The following is a 15,325-nucleotide window of genomic DNA, read 5'->3' on the forward strand; positions in this document are numbered from 1 at the left end:
AGCAATGAGAAAATCCCTTATTGATGCCATGATAAAGAGCTTTGACCATATGCCAATAGGCAAGTATTCCATCTGTGATAATCCATACTGTGCCAGACGACAGGACGAAATTCGTATGGAAAGCGTTTTTGGTAAGAGCCACCGTCATTGTGTAAAACACTGTAATGATAAGACCTTCTGCGGTGACCATATGGTAAGGTACCAGATTGATGGTGATTTGCCATCAGGTTATGTAAAAGGCCAAAAGGATGAACTTTATATCCGTGATTAAGAGATTGTTGTTATATAACAGAAATTATTTAGTATCACATTTAATAGGGGGAGTAGTATATACTACTAAGATGTTTCTGCATATCATATATTAAAGTTGTTACAATAAGGAAAGAGGAGCCGTTGTGGCTCCTCTTTTGGCTATTATTGTATTTTTACGTAATCTGTATTTGTCTTATAAAAATTGGTTCTGGAATGCTTGCTGGTTAACAAATATCCTTGGTCGACTAAGTTTTTCAGGACTTTTTTGCGGAAATAGCTGGAATCACTTATGCCTATATGTTTTGCAATATCTGCTGCTTTTCGTGCCTGATTGTAGCAGTAGCTCAATACCTTATCATCGTGTTCGGTGCTTTTGCTTATCGGAGTATACATAAGTTGTAGCTCATTATCGTTGGTGATGCCAGTTTCAAAGGTTAAATCAGGTAATACCAAAGTAAAGTGTTCAGAAGTAGAAAAAATGTATGGTTTATGGTTTTCATTTGCACTGCTGTATTCTTCTGTTATTTTATCGAAGCCAGTTCCGGCAGCTTCCATTACATTGCAGTCAACAAGAACAGCACATATCACTTCGTTGCGTCGTTTGGAGATAATGGATGACAAATCATATGTTTTACCGATAGTAGAACCTTGATAGAAACTGCCAGGTGAAGATATTTCAAGTCGGTCCCTGAACATATCTACCTGAATTTGTGTTCCATCAAGAAAATAATCCCTGTGAGCAATAGCGTTTATGATTCCTTCAAATACAGCACGCTTTGGGTATGCATCAATGTTTATCCGGCTGGTGCTTGTCTTTATCAATGAATGATTCATTCGCTGGTAAATGAAATCGCAAACGTTTTTTATAGATTGAATTATATTGCAATGGAACCGATTTATTGTGACAATCCGTTCGCTCCCTTTATTGAAGCCTGCGAAAACTGAGCATGTGATACCTGTTTTGGCCCCGTTATAACCGTCTTTGAATAAGAGAGCACCGTTTGTTAAACGCATATCCTTGTCATAGAATCCTAAAGAGCGTAGTGCTTTGTCTGTATATTTTTTGTCGTTATTATGTTCTGCATAAAAGTCTAATAAATCAAGGAAATCTTTCCTGTTATATATTTCATCGGTTGGCAATATATCAAATTGAGAATTTTGGGTAGCCAAACTCATTTGTCGGATTTCTTCATAGGTGGCTCCGTTGGTAAATCCATCACGTCGCATATAAATGGCAGGAATATTATTGTATTTCAAAATAACAGGCTTTACTGGTGAACTCTCCACGTGTACACAAATGATAAATCGCTCCAGTGATTTTATTTCATATCGTACAAACTCTATTTTCGTGGTTGGACGTGGGGTAAGGTGCTCATTTACCTGATTGTTGAAATAATTACGCTCCTTATCAACATCATTGCGGGTGAAACCAATCACTTTATGACTCTTATCTTCAACACCAATAAATAATTTACCACCATCTGCGTTAGCAAAGCCTGCAATTGTCTTTAACCAGCCGACAAAATTGTTGCGATCCAGCTTTCCTTTATATTCAGTTGTATTGTTCTCCAAGCTAATTTTCTGGGTTAATTCTTCAATAAACATATTGTGTTGTCTCCTCGTTCTGAACTGCTTCAAATATACTTCAACATAACTTCAATGTCAACTTCAATATAACTTCAACAACTACTTCAATACAACTTCAATAAAGCTTCAATTAACTTCAACGTCAGTGTAATGGCAGAAACGTCTGAAAATGTCTGACAAATAATAAAAGTCTTTATATTGATTAAATATACAAAAAGTTATACCATAGTATACGTGAAAATGGCTGAAATATTTGAGGTGGTTTTATTTCTATAGTTGATGAAATTGAAGCAAAACAGAATATAGATATGGAGCAACTTCAATATCTTTTGAATGGAAATGAGGCTGATTATTTAAAAGAGCGGGCTGTAGCTGTCAGACAACGGTATTATGATGCTGATGTGTACATTCGCGGCTTGATTGAGTTTACCAACTATTGTCGTAATAATTGCTACTATTGTGGTATCCGTCGAGATAATGCCAATATAGACAGGTATAGGCTTTCTGATGGGGATATTATGGCTTGCTGTGATGAAGGGTATCGTCTGGGGTTTCGCACCTTTGTTTTACAGGGGGGAGAGGATGGCTTTTATATCGATTCCATGATATGCCGGTTGATAAGGTCCATAAAAGAGCGATATCCGGATTGCGCGGTTACCCTTTCAATAGGGGAAAGGAGCAAGGAAAGCTATCAGGCATATTTTGAAGCCGGGGCGGATAGATATCTTCTTCGCCATGAGACTGCCAATGATGCCCATTATAGGCAGCTTCATCCATCAGAGCTGTCCTTGAAGCACCGTAAGGAATGCCTGAAAAATCTGAAGGAAATTGGGTATCAGGTGGGAGCGGGATTTATGGTGGGGTCGCCAGGCCAGACAACTCAAAACTTATATGAGGATTTGCAGTTTTTAAGGGAGCTAAAACCCCATATGGTAGGTATTGGGCCGTTCATTCCTCAGCATGATACTCCCTTTGGCAGGGAATTGGCCGGTACCGTTGATATGACGGTGACACTGCTGTCCATTATCCGTTTACTTTTGCCAAGGGTGCTGCTGCCGGCTACTACCGCCCTGGGCACCATTGACCCGTTCGGTAGAGAGAAGGGACTTATGGCCGGGGCAAATGTGGTAATGCCTAACCTGTCACCGGGAAGGGTCAGAAAACAGTATGCGCTTTATGATAAGAAAATTTGTACAGGGGAAGAGGCAGCGGAATGTATCGAGTGCCTCAAAAATAGGGTGAATAAAATAGGTTACCGTGTTGTGTGTGACCGGGGAGATTATAAGGGTGATTTAAATGTATGATATGAAGTCCATGAAGGCGGAGGATTTTATCGCTGATGAGGAAATTCAGGCAACTTTGAAGTATGCCGATGAAAACAAGGATAACATGGATGTCCTGAATGAGATTATTGCCAAGGCAAAATTGGGCAAGGGACTAACCCATCGTGAGGCATCGGTGCTTTTGGCCTGTGACAATGAGGAAAAGCTGCAGGAGGTCTACGATCTGGCAAGACAGATAAAGGAGGATTACTACGGCAACCGTATCGTTCTGTTCGCACCGCTGTATCTGTCCAATTATTGTGTCAATGGCTGTCTTTATTGTCCATATCACGCAAAAAATAAACACATCAGCCGCAAGAAGCTGACTCAGGATGAAATCCGTCGTGAGGTAATGGCATTGCAGGACATGGGACATAAGCGCCTGGCCATTGAGCTGGGTGAGGATCCTGTAAATAATCCTATTGAATATGTGCTGGAGTCCATTAATACCATCTACAATATCAAGCACAAGAATGGGGCTATACGACGCGTAAATGTCAATATTGCGGCAACTACTGTGGAGAACTACAAAAAACTCCATGACGCAGGAATTGGCACCTATATTCTTTTTCAGGAGACTTATAATAAAAAATCCTATGAGGAGCTTCATCCGACGGGGCCAAAGCATGATTATGCATATCATACAGAGGCTATGGACAGAGCCCAGGAGGGCGGAATTGACGATGTGGGCTTAGGTGTTCTTTTTGGTCTTGAGGGATATCGTTATGAATTTGCGGGGCTTTTGATGCATGCGGAGCATTTGGAGGCAGTTCATGGTGTTGGACCTCATACCATTAGCGTACCAAGGGTTAAGAAGGCTGATGATATTGATCCGGATGCCTTTGATAACGGTATCAGCGATGAAATATTTGAAAAGATTATCGCACTTATTCGTGTGGCAGTGCCTTATACGGGGATGATTATTTCCACCCGTGAGGGCAAGGCTGTACGTGAAAAGGCATTGGAGCTGGGGATTTCCCAGATAAGCGGTGGTTCCCGTACCAGCGTAGGCGGTTATGTGGAGGAGGAGCCGGAGGATGATAACTCGGCCCAGTTTGATGTGAGTGACCGACGTACTCTGGATGAGGTGCTGAATTGGCTTATTACCCTTGGTTATGTGCCAAGCTTCTGCACTGCATGTTATCGGGAAGGACGTACAGGTGATCGTTTCATGTCCCTTTGCAAGAACAAGCAAATATTGAATTGCTGTCATCCAAATGCCCTTATGACCTTAAAGGAGTATTTGGAGGATTATGCCACTGAGGATACCAAGAAAAAGGGGCTGGCCATGATTGAGTCAGAGCTGAAGAAAATTCCAAGTGAAAAGGTTCGCCAGGTTGCAGCCCGGCATTTAGCGGAAATTAGTGAAGGTAAGAGGGATTTTAGGTTTTAATATGGCAGAGTTAAATTCAACACCAAATGCCAACAGACTTCACATAGGAATCTTTGGCAGAACGAATAGCGGTAAATCTTCTCTGATAAATCTTCTGACGGGACAGAAAACCTCCATTGTGTCTGAGGTGGCAGGTACTACTACAGATCCGGTATATAAAGCCATGGAAATAAATCCTTTGGGAGCCTGTGTTATTATTGACACTCCGGGCATAGAGGACAGTTCCACTCTAGGAGCACAACGCTTGGAAAAAACCAAGCTGGCTATGGAAAAGACGGACGTGGCAATTCTGGTATTTGCGGCTAATTTTCAAGGTAATTTTGAGGAAGAATACAAGCTGCTGGAAAGCTTTCAAAAGAAAAAGGTGCCTGTTCTATGTCTTGTTAATTCCTTTGGAAAGCTTTCTGGGGAAGAAAAGTTAAAGAAGACAATATCAGAAAGGCTTCATGGTGACAGTAATGTACTTCTGGTGGCAGATTGTAATGAAGCTGGTGGTACCGGTAATCGAAGCAAAATAATAGGGGCACTGTCTAAACTGATGCCAGAGGATTATGATGAAGAATTTATCACAGGCGGCCTGGTAAAAGAGGACAATCTGGTGCTGTTGGTAATGCCACAGGATATTCAGGCACCTAAACGACGTTTGATACTTCCTCAGGTTCAGACTATAAGGGAGCTTCTTGACAGAAAATGTACTGTGGTTTCTACCACAACAGATAAGCTGAAGACGGCGTTGGACCGATTAAAGGAGGCACCTCAGCTAATTATTACTGATTCCCAGGCCTTCAAATACGTTTACGAGCATAAACCAAGGGAAAGCTGCTTGACCTCTTTTTCTGTGCTATTTGCAGCTTATAAGGGGGATTTAAAATATTATGTTGAGGGTGCTCATTTTATAGACAGTCTTAGCGAGAAATCAAGAGTTTTGATTGCTGAGTGCTGTACCCATGCGCCTCTTAATGAGGATATTGGAAGGGTGAAGCTGCCTCGTCTCCTTCGCAAGCGATTCGGGGAGAGCTTGCAGGTAGATGTGGTCAGTGGTACGGATTTTCCGTATGACCTTCCAAAGTACGATCTGGTAATTCAGTGCGGGGGCTGTATGTTTAACCGGCGGTATATATTGTCCAGAATTGATAAGGCGCGGACAGTATCTGTGCCAATGACTAACTATGGTGTGGCTATTGCTCATCTTACCGGTATTTTGGATAAGATCGTTATGTAGGCTGTTAGTATATAAATATTTAATAATTCCATAAAAACTTAGTATTTTTTTCTTTATTATCACGTGGTAAAATAATAAATAGAGATTATTGTGCGAATTTTGTGTCAATTGTGTACATGTTTTTGTGGAGTAGACGTTAGGGGAGTATATGTATGAGTAACAAGATGTCGCGGCGCAAATTTTTAAAGGTTGTGGCCGGATCAGGCGTCCTGGGATTTGGGGTAATGGCCTCTGGTTGTAAAGGGAAGCCTTCCGGGGGCGATGGTTGGGTGTCCAGCCAGTATGAGGGAAAAGGTGATTTTCCTGTTAATTTAAAGGGGCGCGTGGCTATCAGTGCAACAAATCCATCCATTGAACGTGATGACGAGAAGTGCATTTTGTGTGGTCAGTGCGTAGATGCCTGCAAAAACGTAATGGGTGTATATGGAAACTATCCATTGCCACTGAAGCAGGAGATTGCCTGTGTGGGCTGTGGTCAATGTGTTATGCAGTGTCCATCCGGTGCAATTACAGAAAAGAGTCATGTGCGAAAGGTATTGGAAGCCCTTGAGGATGATACTAAGCATGTGGTAGTTCAGACTGCTCCTGCCACAAAGGTTTCCTTGGGTGAGGAATTCGGCATGCCTCAGGGAACCAGTGTGGGTAAGAAGATGGCAGGCGCCTTAAAGGCAGCAGGCTTCGATTCAGTTTTTGATACCTGTTTTGCCGCAGATCTGACCATTATGGAGGAAGCTTCTGAATTTGTGCACCGTCTCACCAAGAAAAAGGATGAGATACCGCATCTTACCTCCTGTTGTCCGGGATGGGTAAAATACTGTGAGTATTTCTATCCTGAATTGATGCACAATCTGTCCACCTGTAAGTCACCGCAGAATATGCTGGGGGCTACCGTTAAGTCCTTCTACGCGGAGAAGATGGGCATTAATCCTTCAAATATTGTAAATGTTTCCATTATGCCATGTACTGCCAAGAAATTTGAGGTGGGCCGTGAGGAGCTGGAGGTTGATGGCCAGCAGGATATGGATTATGTTCTCACCACCAGAGAACTGGCTGTATTGTTGAAGCATAAGGGGATTGATCTAAATACTGTAGCAGAGTCTGAATATGATTCTATTCTCGGTGAATCAACTGGTGCAGGGCGCATTTTTGGTGCCACCGGTGGTGTTACTGAGGCCGCAGTACGTACAGCTTATTATTTGGCAACTGGTGCTAATCCACCGGCTGATTTGCTGGATTGGAAGCCAATTCGTGGCATGCAATCTGTAAAGGAGGCCGTTGCCAGCATTCCTGGGGTAGGAGCTGTTAATATTGCAGTATGTCATGGGCTGGAAAATGCTCGTCAGCTTCTTGAAGGTATCAAGGCCACGGGCAACAGCAAGTGGCAGTTCATAGAGTTCATGGCCTGCCCAGGTGGTTGCATTGGTGGCGGTGGTCAGCCAAAAACCATGGATGCCGTGGAGGCCAAGAAAAAACGCATTGAGGCCATCTACAAGGAAGATACTGGGGCCGTAAAGCGTTGCAGTCACGATAATGCAGAAATTCAGTCCATCTATAAGGACTTCTTCGGCAAGCCTCTCAGTGAAAAGGCAGAGAAATACTTGCATACAACCTTTGTCAATCGGCACGACCGGTTGTTTGATTGAGGAGGGGTGAGATAGATGGCTGTATTAGTAGATATTACAAAATGTATTGGTTGTGAAGGCTGTACTGTAGCCTGCAAACGATATAACAATCTTAATTTCAAGGCGAAGCCAAGAAATGTAAAGGATGACGGCAATGTGGAGCTTGATGACAATCGCTGGACTGTTATTCAGGAGTTCCACGGAAAGGATAAAGACAAGCTGAGATTCGTTAAGAAGCAGTGCCTCCATTGTCAGGAGCCTGCCTGTGCATCGGCTTGCTTCTCCAAGGCGATTCAGAAGGATGAAAAAACAGGCGCTGTTGTTTACTATCCTGATTTGTGTGTGGGTTGCCGTTATTGTTTGGTGGCTTGTCCGTATTCTATTCCAAAGTACCAATGGAATGAACAGTTCCCACAGGTGTCAAAATGCCAGATGTGTTCGGAGCGGTTAAGCAAGGGTGATGCTCCTGCCTGTGTATCTGCTTGCACTACTGGTGCCCTTATGTCCGGGGATAGGGATGAGCTGATTAAAAAGGCCCATGAGATTATCAATTCTGATAGTCGTTATATTAACCATGTATATGGTGAACATGAAGTTGGTGGCGCCGAGTGGCTCTATATCTCAGATGTTCCGTTTGAGGAATTGGGCTTCAAGGATGTCTCCAATGTACCTGTTACCAGCTATACCAAGAGCTATCTCTCCAAGGTTCCTGGCCTTGCTGCTTGCTGGGCATTGTTCTTGTCAGGAATCGCATTCTACAATTATCGTGTGGACAAGAATAGAAACCAGATTCATAATCCTCATGATGATGACGACCAGGATAAGGAGGGCTGAGCATGAAGGTATATAAGTGTTTTAGAATTTTGGGCTGGGACTTTACTATAACTCCCGTCCGATTTGTGCTAACAGGATTAGTAGCCTTAATGGTAGCCACAGTTGTCCTTAGACTTCTGACAGGTTTCCAGTATGTAACCAACCTGACAGATGAGACTCCATGGGGCATGTGGATTGCCTTTGATGTAATGTGCGGCGTTGCCCTTGCTGGTGGTGGCTACTCCACAGCCCTGCTGGTAAGTATATTCCAGTACAAGGAATTCCACGTTGTGGCCCGCGGCGCCCTGCTTACATCATTGCTTGGCTATATCCTGGTTATGGCTGGTCTGTTCCTGGATATTGGTCAGTGGTTTAACTTTTGGCGGCCTTTCGTATCTTGGGGCTATACATCGGTACTTTTTGAAGTATTTTGGTGTATTTCCATTTATACCACAGTTTTAAGTCTGGAATTTTTTGAGATAATAACGGAGCGTATCCTGCGACAAAAGCTGCATCGTTATATTGTGAAGGCTATTCCGGTGCTAGTCGTTATTGGCTTAATATTCCCGGTAATGCATCAGTCATCCTTGGGTGGTTTGTTCCTGATTATGAAGGAGAGAATGTTCCCACTGTGGTGGAGTGAATTCCTGCCACTTTACTTCTTAATATCCTCCTTCTTTATCGGTTCTGCCATGGTTACCATAGAGACCACATTGGCAAAGACAGCTTATGGTCATGAGATCGATCATGATGTTATGCTGAAGCTTACCCGCGTGGGTGCTGGCATGATGTTTGTATATTTGCTGCTGAAGCTCTATGATCTCTTTGAAAAGCACGAATGGGGCTATGTATTCCAAGGAACCCTTCAGAGCAATATGTATTGCGTGGAGATGCTGTTTGGCATACTGATACCTCTGGTGATAATTGTCAGTCCTCTCAGCAAGAAGAAGGGCGGCCTTCTCACTTATGCTGTTCTAACAGTATTAGGCGTAATTCTTAACCGCCTAAATTGTGTATTTACCTCCATGTATGAGTCCGGCGCTTACTTCCCTGGTATTGGCGAAATCATCGTAAGTGTTGGCCTTATTTCCTTGGGTGTCCTGATTTATTGCTTCTTGGTTGAGAACTTCAATATTATCGGCAATGAACGGGCCGTTCAGGTTAAAATTGACAAGGATAAGGATATTAAGAACCTTATCTGGGCGCTGCTTCGTACCAAGAGACGTTGATGGATGTAGCGTAATTTCATAATGTGATTTTTAGGGCTGTGCCAAAATTGATGAGATTTTGGCGCAGCTCTTTTGTTTGTGGCGTGTGCTTTTCGCCTTTTCAGTGTATAGTGGATATGTTATACTTTTAAGGTAATCAATATTAGGAGCAGATTGACTGGAATGGATAAAGAGCAAAAAGCATTTATTTTTGATATGGATGGGGTTATTTACGATAGTGAGCCTATTCATGCCAAGGCCAAGAAAAAGGTGCTGGCTGAATGTGGTATAACTATTTCTGACGAGAGACTGGCCACCTTTGTGGGGCGCAGCAGCAGGGATTTTTATGGTACTATGGTAGAGGAAAATCCCCAGTGTCCTGTCTCATGGCAGGAGCTGGCCCACCGTAAGCATGTGTTATATAAGAAAATGCTTATGGAGGATGAGTCTGTAAAGACCATGCCTGGTATTAGGGAGCTTCTGGAGCGCATAAAGGCGGCAGGCTATGTTATTGGCTTGGGGTCCTCATCTACCATGGAAATGATAGAGCTGGTGCTGTGCCGGTTCGGTTTAAAGGACTATTTTAGCGTGTTGGTCAGTGGTGATGAATTGCCACGGAGCAAGCCGGATCCTTTGATTTTTCTTACGGTGGCAGAAAAGCTGGGGGTAAAACCAGCGAACTGCACTGTTATTGAGGATGCCTTTGCAGGAGTTACTGCAGCCAGAGCGGCGGGAATGCATTGTATTGGTTATTACAATCCTAATTCAGGAGCACAGGACTTATCTGGAGCGGACAGGATAGTAAAAAGCCATGATGAGATAGTTGTGTAATACAAGCAAAGTTGAAGGGAGAGATTATAATGAGTTTACATATTGGAGCACAGGCTGGTGAAATTGCCAAAAGAGTATTGCTTCCTGGTGACCCTCTTCGTGCGAAGCATATCGCAGAGATTTTCCTGGAGGATGCCAAGTGTTATAATGAAATCCGTGGAGCCTACGGTTACACCGGCACCTACAAAGGGGTTCCGGTATCTGTTCAGGGTACTGGTATGGGTATACCATCCATTTCCATTTATGTTACCGAACTTATTAGGGAATATGGTGCAAGAAAGCTGATTCGTGTAGGTACCTGTGGCGCCATGCATGAAAATATCAATCTTCGCGATATTGTAATTGCCCAGGGAGCCACCACAGATTCCTCCATAATCCGTAATATTTTTGGACCTACAATTAATTTTGCCCCATTAGCAGATTATGAGTTGATGAGTAAGGCCATGGAGGTTGGTAAGACACTTAATATTCCAACCAAGGTGGGTAACATTGTCACTGTTGACCGTTTCTATGATGAGGATATTGATAATGATAAGCTTCGTCACTATGGTATTTTGGCTGTAGAAATGGAGACTGCAGCTTTATATCTCCTTGCAGCAAAATACCGTGTTCAGAGCTTGGGTATCTTCACTGCATCCGATCACCTGTTGACCAAGGAGGCTGTTCCGGCAGAGGAACGTCAGACTAATTTTAATGACATGATAAAAATCGCTCTGGAAACAATTATTCAGACCAAGATTTAATTACATAATAAAAACGCTATTATTGGCTGAAAGCACAGTGGTGTGCATATCACAGCGGATAATAGCGTTTTTTAGTGATAATTTTTAATTTAATTATGATTCATTCAGCAGCTTCAGAACGAAATCCTTTTGTACGAAGCCAATGTACTGGTTTACAACCTTGCCGTTTTTGAAGAAGTACAGGCTTGGAATGCTTACAATGCCATACTGGGAGGAAAGATAGGATTCCTCGTCCACGTTGATTTTGGCCACCTTGATGGAGCCCTCATTTTCATCGGCAATTTCTTTAAGGATAGGGGCCATCATTTTGCATGGGCCACACCATTCTGCCCAGAAATCCACAATAACTGGAATATCAGATTCCAAAACCTCCTGCTGAAAATTGTCCTTGGTAACCTTAACCTCTGCCATATTGTTTTCCTCCTTTAGGGTTATAACGCCATTATTCAAATTTTTCTTCTTTAGAAGAAAAATCTTCCAATTAGCGTTTCAACGAGCTGGGAGATATGCCTGCCAGCTATTGTATTTTGTATTCCCCCACCTAAAGAGGAAGGGGACATCTTAAAGCTCGTTATATTGTTATTTTTACTTAATTCACCAAAACTTTTCTTTATATGTTTAATTTTAAAGAAAAAAACTTACTTGTAAAGTATTTTGTGTTATGATAATGATGATAAGTATTAGGTATAATATACTATGAAAATATGAAAAAAGAATGATGGCATAAAGGAGTGACAAATACATGAAAGGTAAAGTGTTTGGCGTAGGTGTAGGCCCAGGTGATTCTGAATTGTTAACGGTGAAGGCTGTTAATGCTATAAAGGGTGCAGATGTTGTTATCGCCCCAAGAACTGAGAAAAAGGAAGGCAGTGTAGCATTGGATATTGCCCGTTGCTATATAGGTGAAGATACAGAAATTGTATATCAGATTTATCCTATGGTTAAAGGGTTCTCTGAGGACACCTCTGCCTGGGAAAAAAATAAGGCAGAGATTATGGCCATGCTGGAGGAAGGAAAACAGGTTGTTTTTCTGACCCTTGGTGATCCAATGTTCTACAGCACTTACATATATGTATATAATCGTCTTAAGGAAGCAGGGGCAGATATTGAGACTATTCCTGGTATTCCTGCCTTCTGTGCTATTGCCAGCTACCTTGGCCGCTCCATTGTGGAAGGTGATGACATCTTAAGCATTATTCCAGCTACTGTTTCCGAGGATAAGCTGAAGAAGGCCTTGGATACCTGTGATAATGCAGTTATTATGAAGGTGTACAAGAATTTCTCCCAGGTGGTGGATAATTTGGATGAAGCCTCCATGTTGAAGAATGCCACTCTGGTAAGCCGTTGTGGCCTGCCTGATGAGGAAATCATCAATGATGTTGCTGCAAATAAGGACAAGAAGCTGAATTACCTGTCCACAATTCTTACAAAGCGCGACTAAAAGCGTAATAGGGCATCAAGAACTGTTGGGAATATTTCCCGGCAGTTCTTTTAATTTTTTTATGGAGTGTTGGGACAGATGCCTTGAACAGTTTGGCACGATACGTTAAGAAATTTTTTGTTGCTTTACCTTAATATTAGTGAAAAAAATCATTTGTTTGAGCGAAGCCAAGCTAATCTTTTGGGCGAAGCGAGTTATGATTTTTTCCACTATATAAATGCAACAAAAAATTTTAGTATCGTGACATTGTGAAAGGCACTGTCCCAACGCTCATTTATTTATGGCAAAAAAAGAACAACTAAGGTATAATAATACGATGTGATTTTATAGCTTGAGTTGTTTTTTACATAGATTTGGAGGATGCAGTTATGGTTGAATTGTTGGCCCCAGCCGGCAGTAGGGAGGCCCTCATTGCCGCCATCGAAAGCGGCGCCAATGCCATTTACCTTGCCGGCAATATGTTTGGTGCCAGAGCCTATGCCGATAATTTTGATGAGGAGGGAATGCGGGAGGCTATCAGAATAGCCCATTTGCGCAATGTCCTTATTAATGTTACCGTAAATACCATTGTAGATGATCAGGAGCTGCCACAGCTGGCAGATTATCTCCGCTTTTTATATGAAGCTGGTGCAGACGCTATATTGGTTCAGGATTTAGGTGTGGCCAAGCTGGCCCAGGAAATAGTTCCGGATTTGCCACTTCATGCCAGTACCCAGATGACGGTGCATAATCTCGATGGTGTACTGGCCCTCCAGAAGCTGGGCTTTACCCGTGTGGTGCTTTCCCGTGAGGTCTCTCTGGAAGCTATTAAGCATATAATTGATAACTGTGACGTGGAAATAGAGGTATTTATTCATGGTGCTTTGTGTGTCTGCTATTCCGGCCAGTGCCTTATGAGCAGCATGATCGGTGGACGTTCCGGAAACCGGGGCCGCTGTGCCCAGCCTTGCCGTTTGCCATATACGCTGGTGGACGAGCACGACAATGATATGCTGAAGGACACTGCTGGAAAATATCTCCTCAGTCCAAGGGATATGAATGCTATTGATTTAATTCCTCAGCTTATTGATGCTGGCGTGGCTTCCCTCAAAATCGAGGGGCGTATGAAGCGTCCGGAGTATGTTGGTATTGTGGTAAATAATTATCGTCAGGTTATTGACAGCCACTATGCCGGCAAGTTCCAGGTAACGGATAAAACACGGCATGATTTGGCTCAGGTATTTAATCGTGATTTTACCACAGCTTTTCTGGAAAAGAAGCAGGGCCGTAACATGATGAGTGACCGCCGTCCCAATAATCGTGGCATAATGCTGGGAAGGGTTATGGGATATGACGGCGCAACTGGTTTTGTGACCATGAAGCTGTCGGATAGCTTATCCATTGGGGATCAGGTGGATTTTTGGGTTAAGGTTGGTGGTCGTGTAACTGCTACCGTTAAGGAACTGAATATCGTAAAGAACGGCAAAAACCGCAATATGGTTCCAGTGGAGCAGGCTCAGTCAGGCTCTGTTGTGAGCTTCCCTGTGGAGTCACGGGTATTTGAGCATGATAGAGCCTTTAAAGTGTATGATGCACCCCTTATGGAATGGGCTAAGGGCTTTTACAATACTGGTTCCCCGGTGCGTAGGGTGTCAGTGGATGTGAGTGTCAATGCTGCTGTTGGTGAGCCTCTGGTCATTTCCATGACAGATGAGGATGGCTGTAAAGGGGAAGGCAGGACAGAGTTTATTGGTCAGGAGGCTATTAAACGGCCATTAAGTGAGGAAACTGTTCATAAACAGGTGTCACGTTTAGGTACTTCCATATTTGAGTTAAGAAATCTGGAATGCCGTATTATAGGCAATGTTATGGTACCCGTAAGTGAAATCAACGAGGCCAGACGAAAAGCAGTGGAAATGATGGAACGTCAACGTCTTTCCAAATATGAAAGAAAACCTGTTCCGAATAACACCACGGCTTTGAATAAAATCAAGACCAAGAAACGGGTTCGGGCTGGTATTACTGCCGTGGTGGATACCATGGATCTTTTGCAGGCCGCACTGTTTGCAGGGGCAGATTGGGTGGTATTTGGTGGTGAATCCTATCATCATGATGCCATTATACCTATGCAGTACGAAAAGGCTGTATATATGGCTCATCAAGCTGGGGCCAGGATTGCCCTTAATACTCCAAGAATTATAAGAAACCATGAACTACAGGGATTCCATACATGGTTAAGGACTGTGGCTTCCTATAAGCCGGATGCAATTAATGTACATAATATAGGCTCACTGGCGGCTGTAAGAGAGCTTACTGATATTCCGGTTCATGCGGATTATTCCTTGGTCTCTTACAACTTTAAGACATTACAGCACTTAGAGGAGCTGGGGGTCCAGGCTGCAACCCTTTCTCCTGAGCTTACGCTGGCTCAGGTGGAGAAGCTGGCCAAGGAAAGTGACATGCCTCTTTCCTGTATTGTGGACGGCAATATGGAGCTGATGGTATCAGAATATTGTGCCACTGGCAGCTTCCTTGGAGGACTTCATACAGGTCAGTGCAGTGCGCCATGTGTAAACAGCGGTAAGAAATTCTTTTTAAAGGATCGCAAGGATATAAAGTTTCCTCTAGTGATGGACCAGTATTGCCATATGCATGTATTGAACGGCAACAGATTAAGTATGCTGCCCCATGCCATGAAATTTGGTGCCATGGGTATCAGCCAGCTGAGAATAGAGGCACGTTACATGAGTGCTGATCAGTTAAAGAAAACCATTGCCAACTACAAGAAGTATATGGCCTTTGATGGGGAGCTCAGCGACCGGGATAAGGCTGCAGCGGAGGCCATTGAAGGTGATAATATCACCCGCGGCCATTACTTTAGAGGTGTGGAGTAAAATATTGTTTTGAGGTTA

13 protein-coding genes are annotated in these 15,325 nt (G+C 43.2%); 11 read left to right on the plus strand and 2 right to left on the minus strand.

Going from position 1 to position 15,325, the window contains the following annotated elements; translation table 11 throughout:
* Positions 1–271 (plus strand): hypothetical protein (locus ACKI5G_RS10850; RefSeq protein ID WP_407400295.1); only part of this gene is annotated, 271 nt, incomplete at its 5' end.
* Positions 272–414: 143 nt separating this feature from the next.
* Here ACKI5G_RS10850 and ACKI5G_RS10855 read toward each other — a convergent pair.
* Positions 415–1,857 carry an ATP-binding protein gene (locus ACKI5G_RS10855; protein ID WP_407400297.1) on the minus strand — a complete coding sequence of 481 codons (1,443 nt, stop codon included), beginning with the start codon at positions 1,855–1,857 and terminating at the stop codon, positions 415–417.
* A gap of 266 nt (positions 1,858–2,123) precedes the next feature.
* Between ACKI5G_RS10855 and hydE the strand changes: the two genes are divergently transcribed.
* The 8 genes from hydE (at position 2,124) to deoD (ending at position 10,993) form a co-directional block, all read left to right on the plus strand.
* Positions 2,124–3,143, plus strand: a complete 1,020-nt coding sequence (gene hydE / locus ACKI5G_RS10860; protein WP_407400337.1) for a [FeFe] hydrogenase H-cluster radical SAM maturase HydE — start codon at positions 2,124–2,126, stop codon at positions 3,141–3,143.
* Complete coding sequence (gene hydG / locus ACKI5G_RS10865; protein WP_407400299.1) at positions 3,136–4,554, plus strand: [FeFe] hydrogenase H-cluster radical SAM maturase HydG; 1,419 nt, start codon at positions 3,136–3,138, stop codon at positions 4,552–4,554. The genes hydE and hydG overlap by 8 nt, the downstream gene beginning before the upstream one ends.
* A gap of 1 nt (position 4,555) precedes the next feature.
* Positions 4,556–5,776 (plus strand): [FeFe] hydrogenase H-cluster maturation GTPase HydF, encoded by a 1,221-nt coding sequence (hydF, locus tag ACKI5G_RS10870; RefSeq protein ID WP_407400301.1) that lies wholly within the window; start codon positions 4,556–4,558, stop codon positions 5,774–5,776.
* Between the two features lie 152 nt (positions 5,777–5,928).
* Entirely contained in the window at positions 5,929–7,419 is a 1,491-nt protein-coding gene (locus tag ACKI5G_RS10875) for a [FeFe] hydrogenase, group A (protein WP_407400303.1), read from the plus strand.
* Positions 7,420–7,434: 15 nt separating this feature from the next.
* A complete protein-coding gene (locus ACKI5G_RS10880) occupies positions 7,435–8,232 on the plus strand; it encodes a 4Fe-4S dicluster domain-containing protein (RefSeq protein ID WP_407400305.1) in 798 nt (265 codons plus the stop codon).
* 2 nt (positions 8,233–8,234) lie between these two features.
* Positions 8,235–9,440: an NrfD/PsrC family molybdoenzyme membrane anchor subunit gene (gene nrfD, locus ACKI5G_RS10885; RefSeq protein ID WP_407400307.1), complete on the plus strand. Its 1,206-nt coding sequence runs from the start codon at positions 8,235–8,237 to the stop codon at positions 9,438–9,440.
* Positions 9,441–9,602: 162 nt separating this feature from the next.
* Positions 9,603–10,250 (plus strand): HAD family hydrolase, encoded by a 648-nt coding sequence (locus ACKI5G_RS10890; protein WP_407400309.1) that lies wholly within the window; start codon positions 9,603–9,605, stop codon positions 10,248–10,250.
* Positions 10,251–10,276: 26 nt separating this feature from the next.
* Positions 10,277–10,993 (plus strand): purine-nucleoside phosphorylase, encoded by a 717-nt coding sequence (deoD, locus tag ACKI5G_RS10895; protein ID WP_407400339.1) that lies wholly within the window; start codon positions 10,277–10,279, stop codon positions 10,991–10,993.
* Between the two features lie 93 nt (positions 10,994–11,086).
* Here deoD and trxA read toward each other — a convergent pair whose 3' ends face one another.
* Positions 11,087–11,404, minus strand: a complete 318-nt coding sequence (gene trxA / locus ACKI5G_RS10900) for a thioredoxin (protein ID WP_027396351.1) — start codon at positions 11,402–11,404, stop codon at positions 11,087–11,089.
* Positions 11,405–11,735: 331 nt separating this feature from the next.
* Between trxA and cobI the strand changes: the two genes are divergently transcribed.
* Together cobI and ACKI5G_RS10910 are read left to right on the plus strand one after the other, a co-directional pair.
* Positions 11,736–12,434 (plus strand): precorrin-2 C(20)-methyltransferase, encoded by a 699-nt coding sequence (gene cobI, locus ACKI5G_RS10905; protein WP_407400311.1) that lies wholly within the window; start codon positions 11,736–11,738, stop codon positions 12,432–12,434.
* A gap of 368 nt (positions 12,435–12,802) precedes the next feature.
* On the plus strand, positions 12,803–15,307 hold the full coding sequence (locus tag ACKI5G_RS10910; protein WP_407400313.1) for a DUF3656 domain-containing protein: 2,505 nt from the start codon (positions 12,803–12,805) through the stop codon (positions 15,305–15,307).
* Positions 15,308–15,325: the final 18 nt, after the last annotated feature.

This window comes from Anaerovibrio sp. (assembly GCF_045637405.1).
Lineage (GTDB): Bacteria > Bacillota > Negativicutes > Selenomonadales > Selenomonadaceae > Anaerovibrio.

Bases quoted from the DNA above. Each gene is read 5' to 3' on its own strand.
- ACKI5G_RS10875 (WP_407400303.1), top strand. From the start codon at position 5,929: ATGAGTAACAAGATGTCGCGGCGCAAATTTTTAAAGGTTGTGGCCGGA.
- cobI (WP_407400311.1), top strand. From the start codon at position 11,736: ATGAAAGGTAAAGTGTTTGGCGTAGGTGTAGGCCCAGGTGATTCTGAA.
- ACKI5G_RS10855 (WP_407400297.1), bottom strand. From the start codon at position 1,857: ATGTTTATTGAAGAATTAACCCAGAAAATTAGCTTGGAGAACAATACA.
- nrfD (WP_407400307.1), top strand. From the start codon at position 8,235: ATGAAGGTATATAAGTGTTTTAGAATTTTGGGCTGGGACTTTACTATA.
- trxA (WP_027396351.1), bottom strand. From the start codon at position 11,404: ATGGCAGAGGTTAAGGTTACCAAGGACAATTTTCAGCAGGAGGTTTTG.
- hydF (WP_407400301.1), top strand. From the start codon at position 4,556: ATGGCAGAGTTAAATTCAACACCAAATGCCAACAGACTTCACATAGGA.
- ACKI5G_RS10910 (WP_407400313.1), top strand. From the start codon at position 12,803: ATGGTTGAATTGTTGGCCCCAGCCGGCAGTAGGGAGGCCCTCATTGCC.
- hydG (WP_407400299.1), top strand. From the start codon at position 3,136: ATGTATGATATGAAGTCCATGAAGGCGGAGGATTTTATCGCTGATGAG.
- ACKI5G_RS10890 (WP_407400309.1), top strand. From the start codon at position 9,603: ATGGATAAAGAGCAAAAAGCATTTATTTTTGATATGGATGGGGTTATT.
- ACKI5G_RS10880 (WP_407400305.1), top strand. From the start codon at position 7,435: ATGGCTGTATTAGTAGATATTACAAAATGTATTGGTTGTGAAGGCTGT.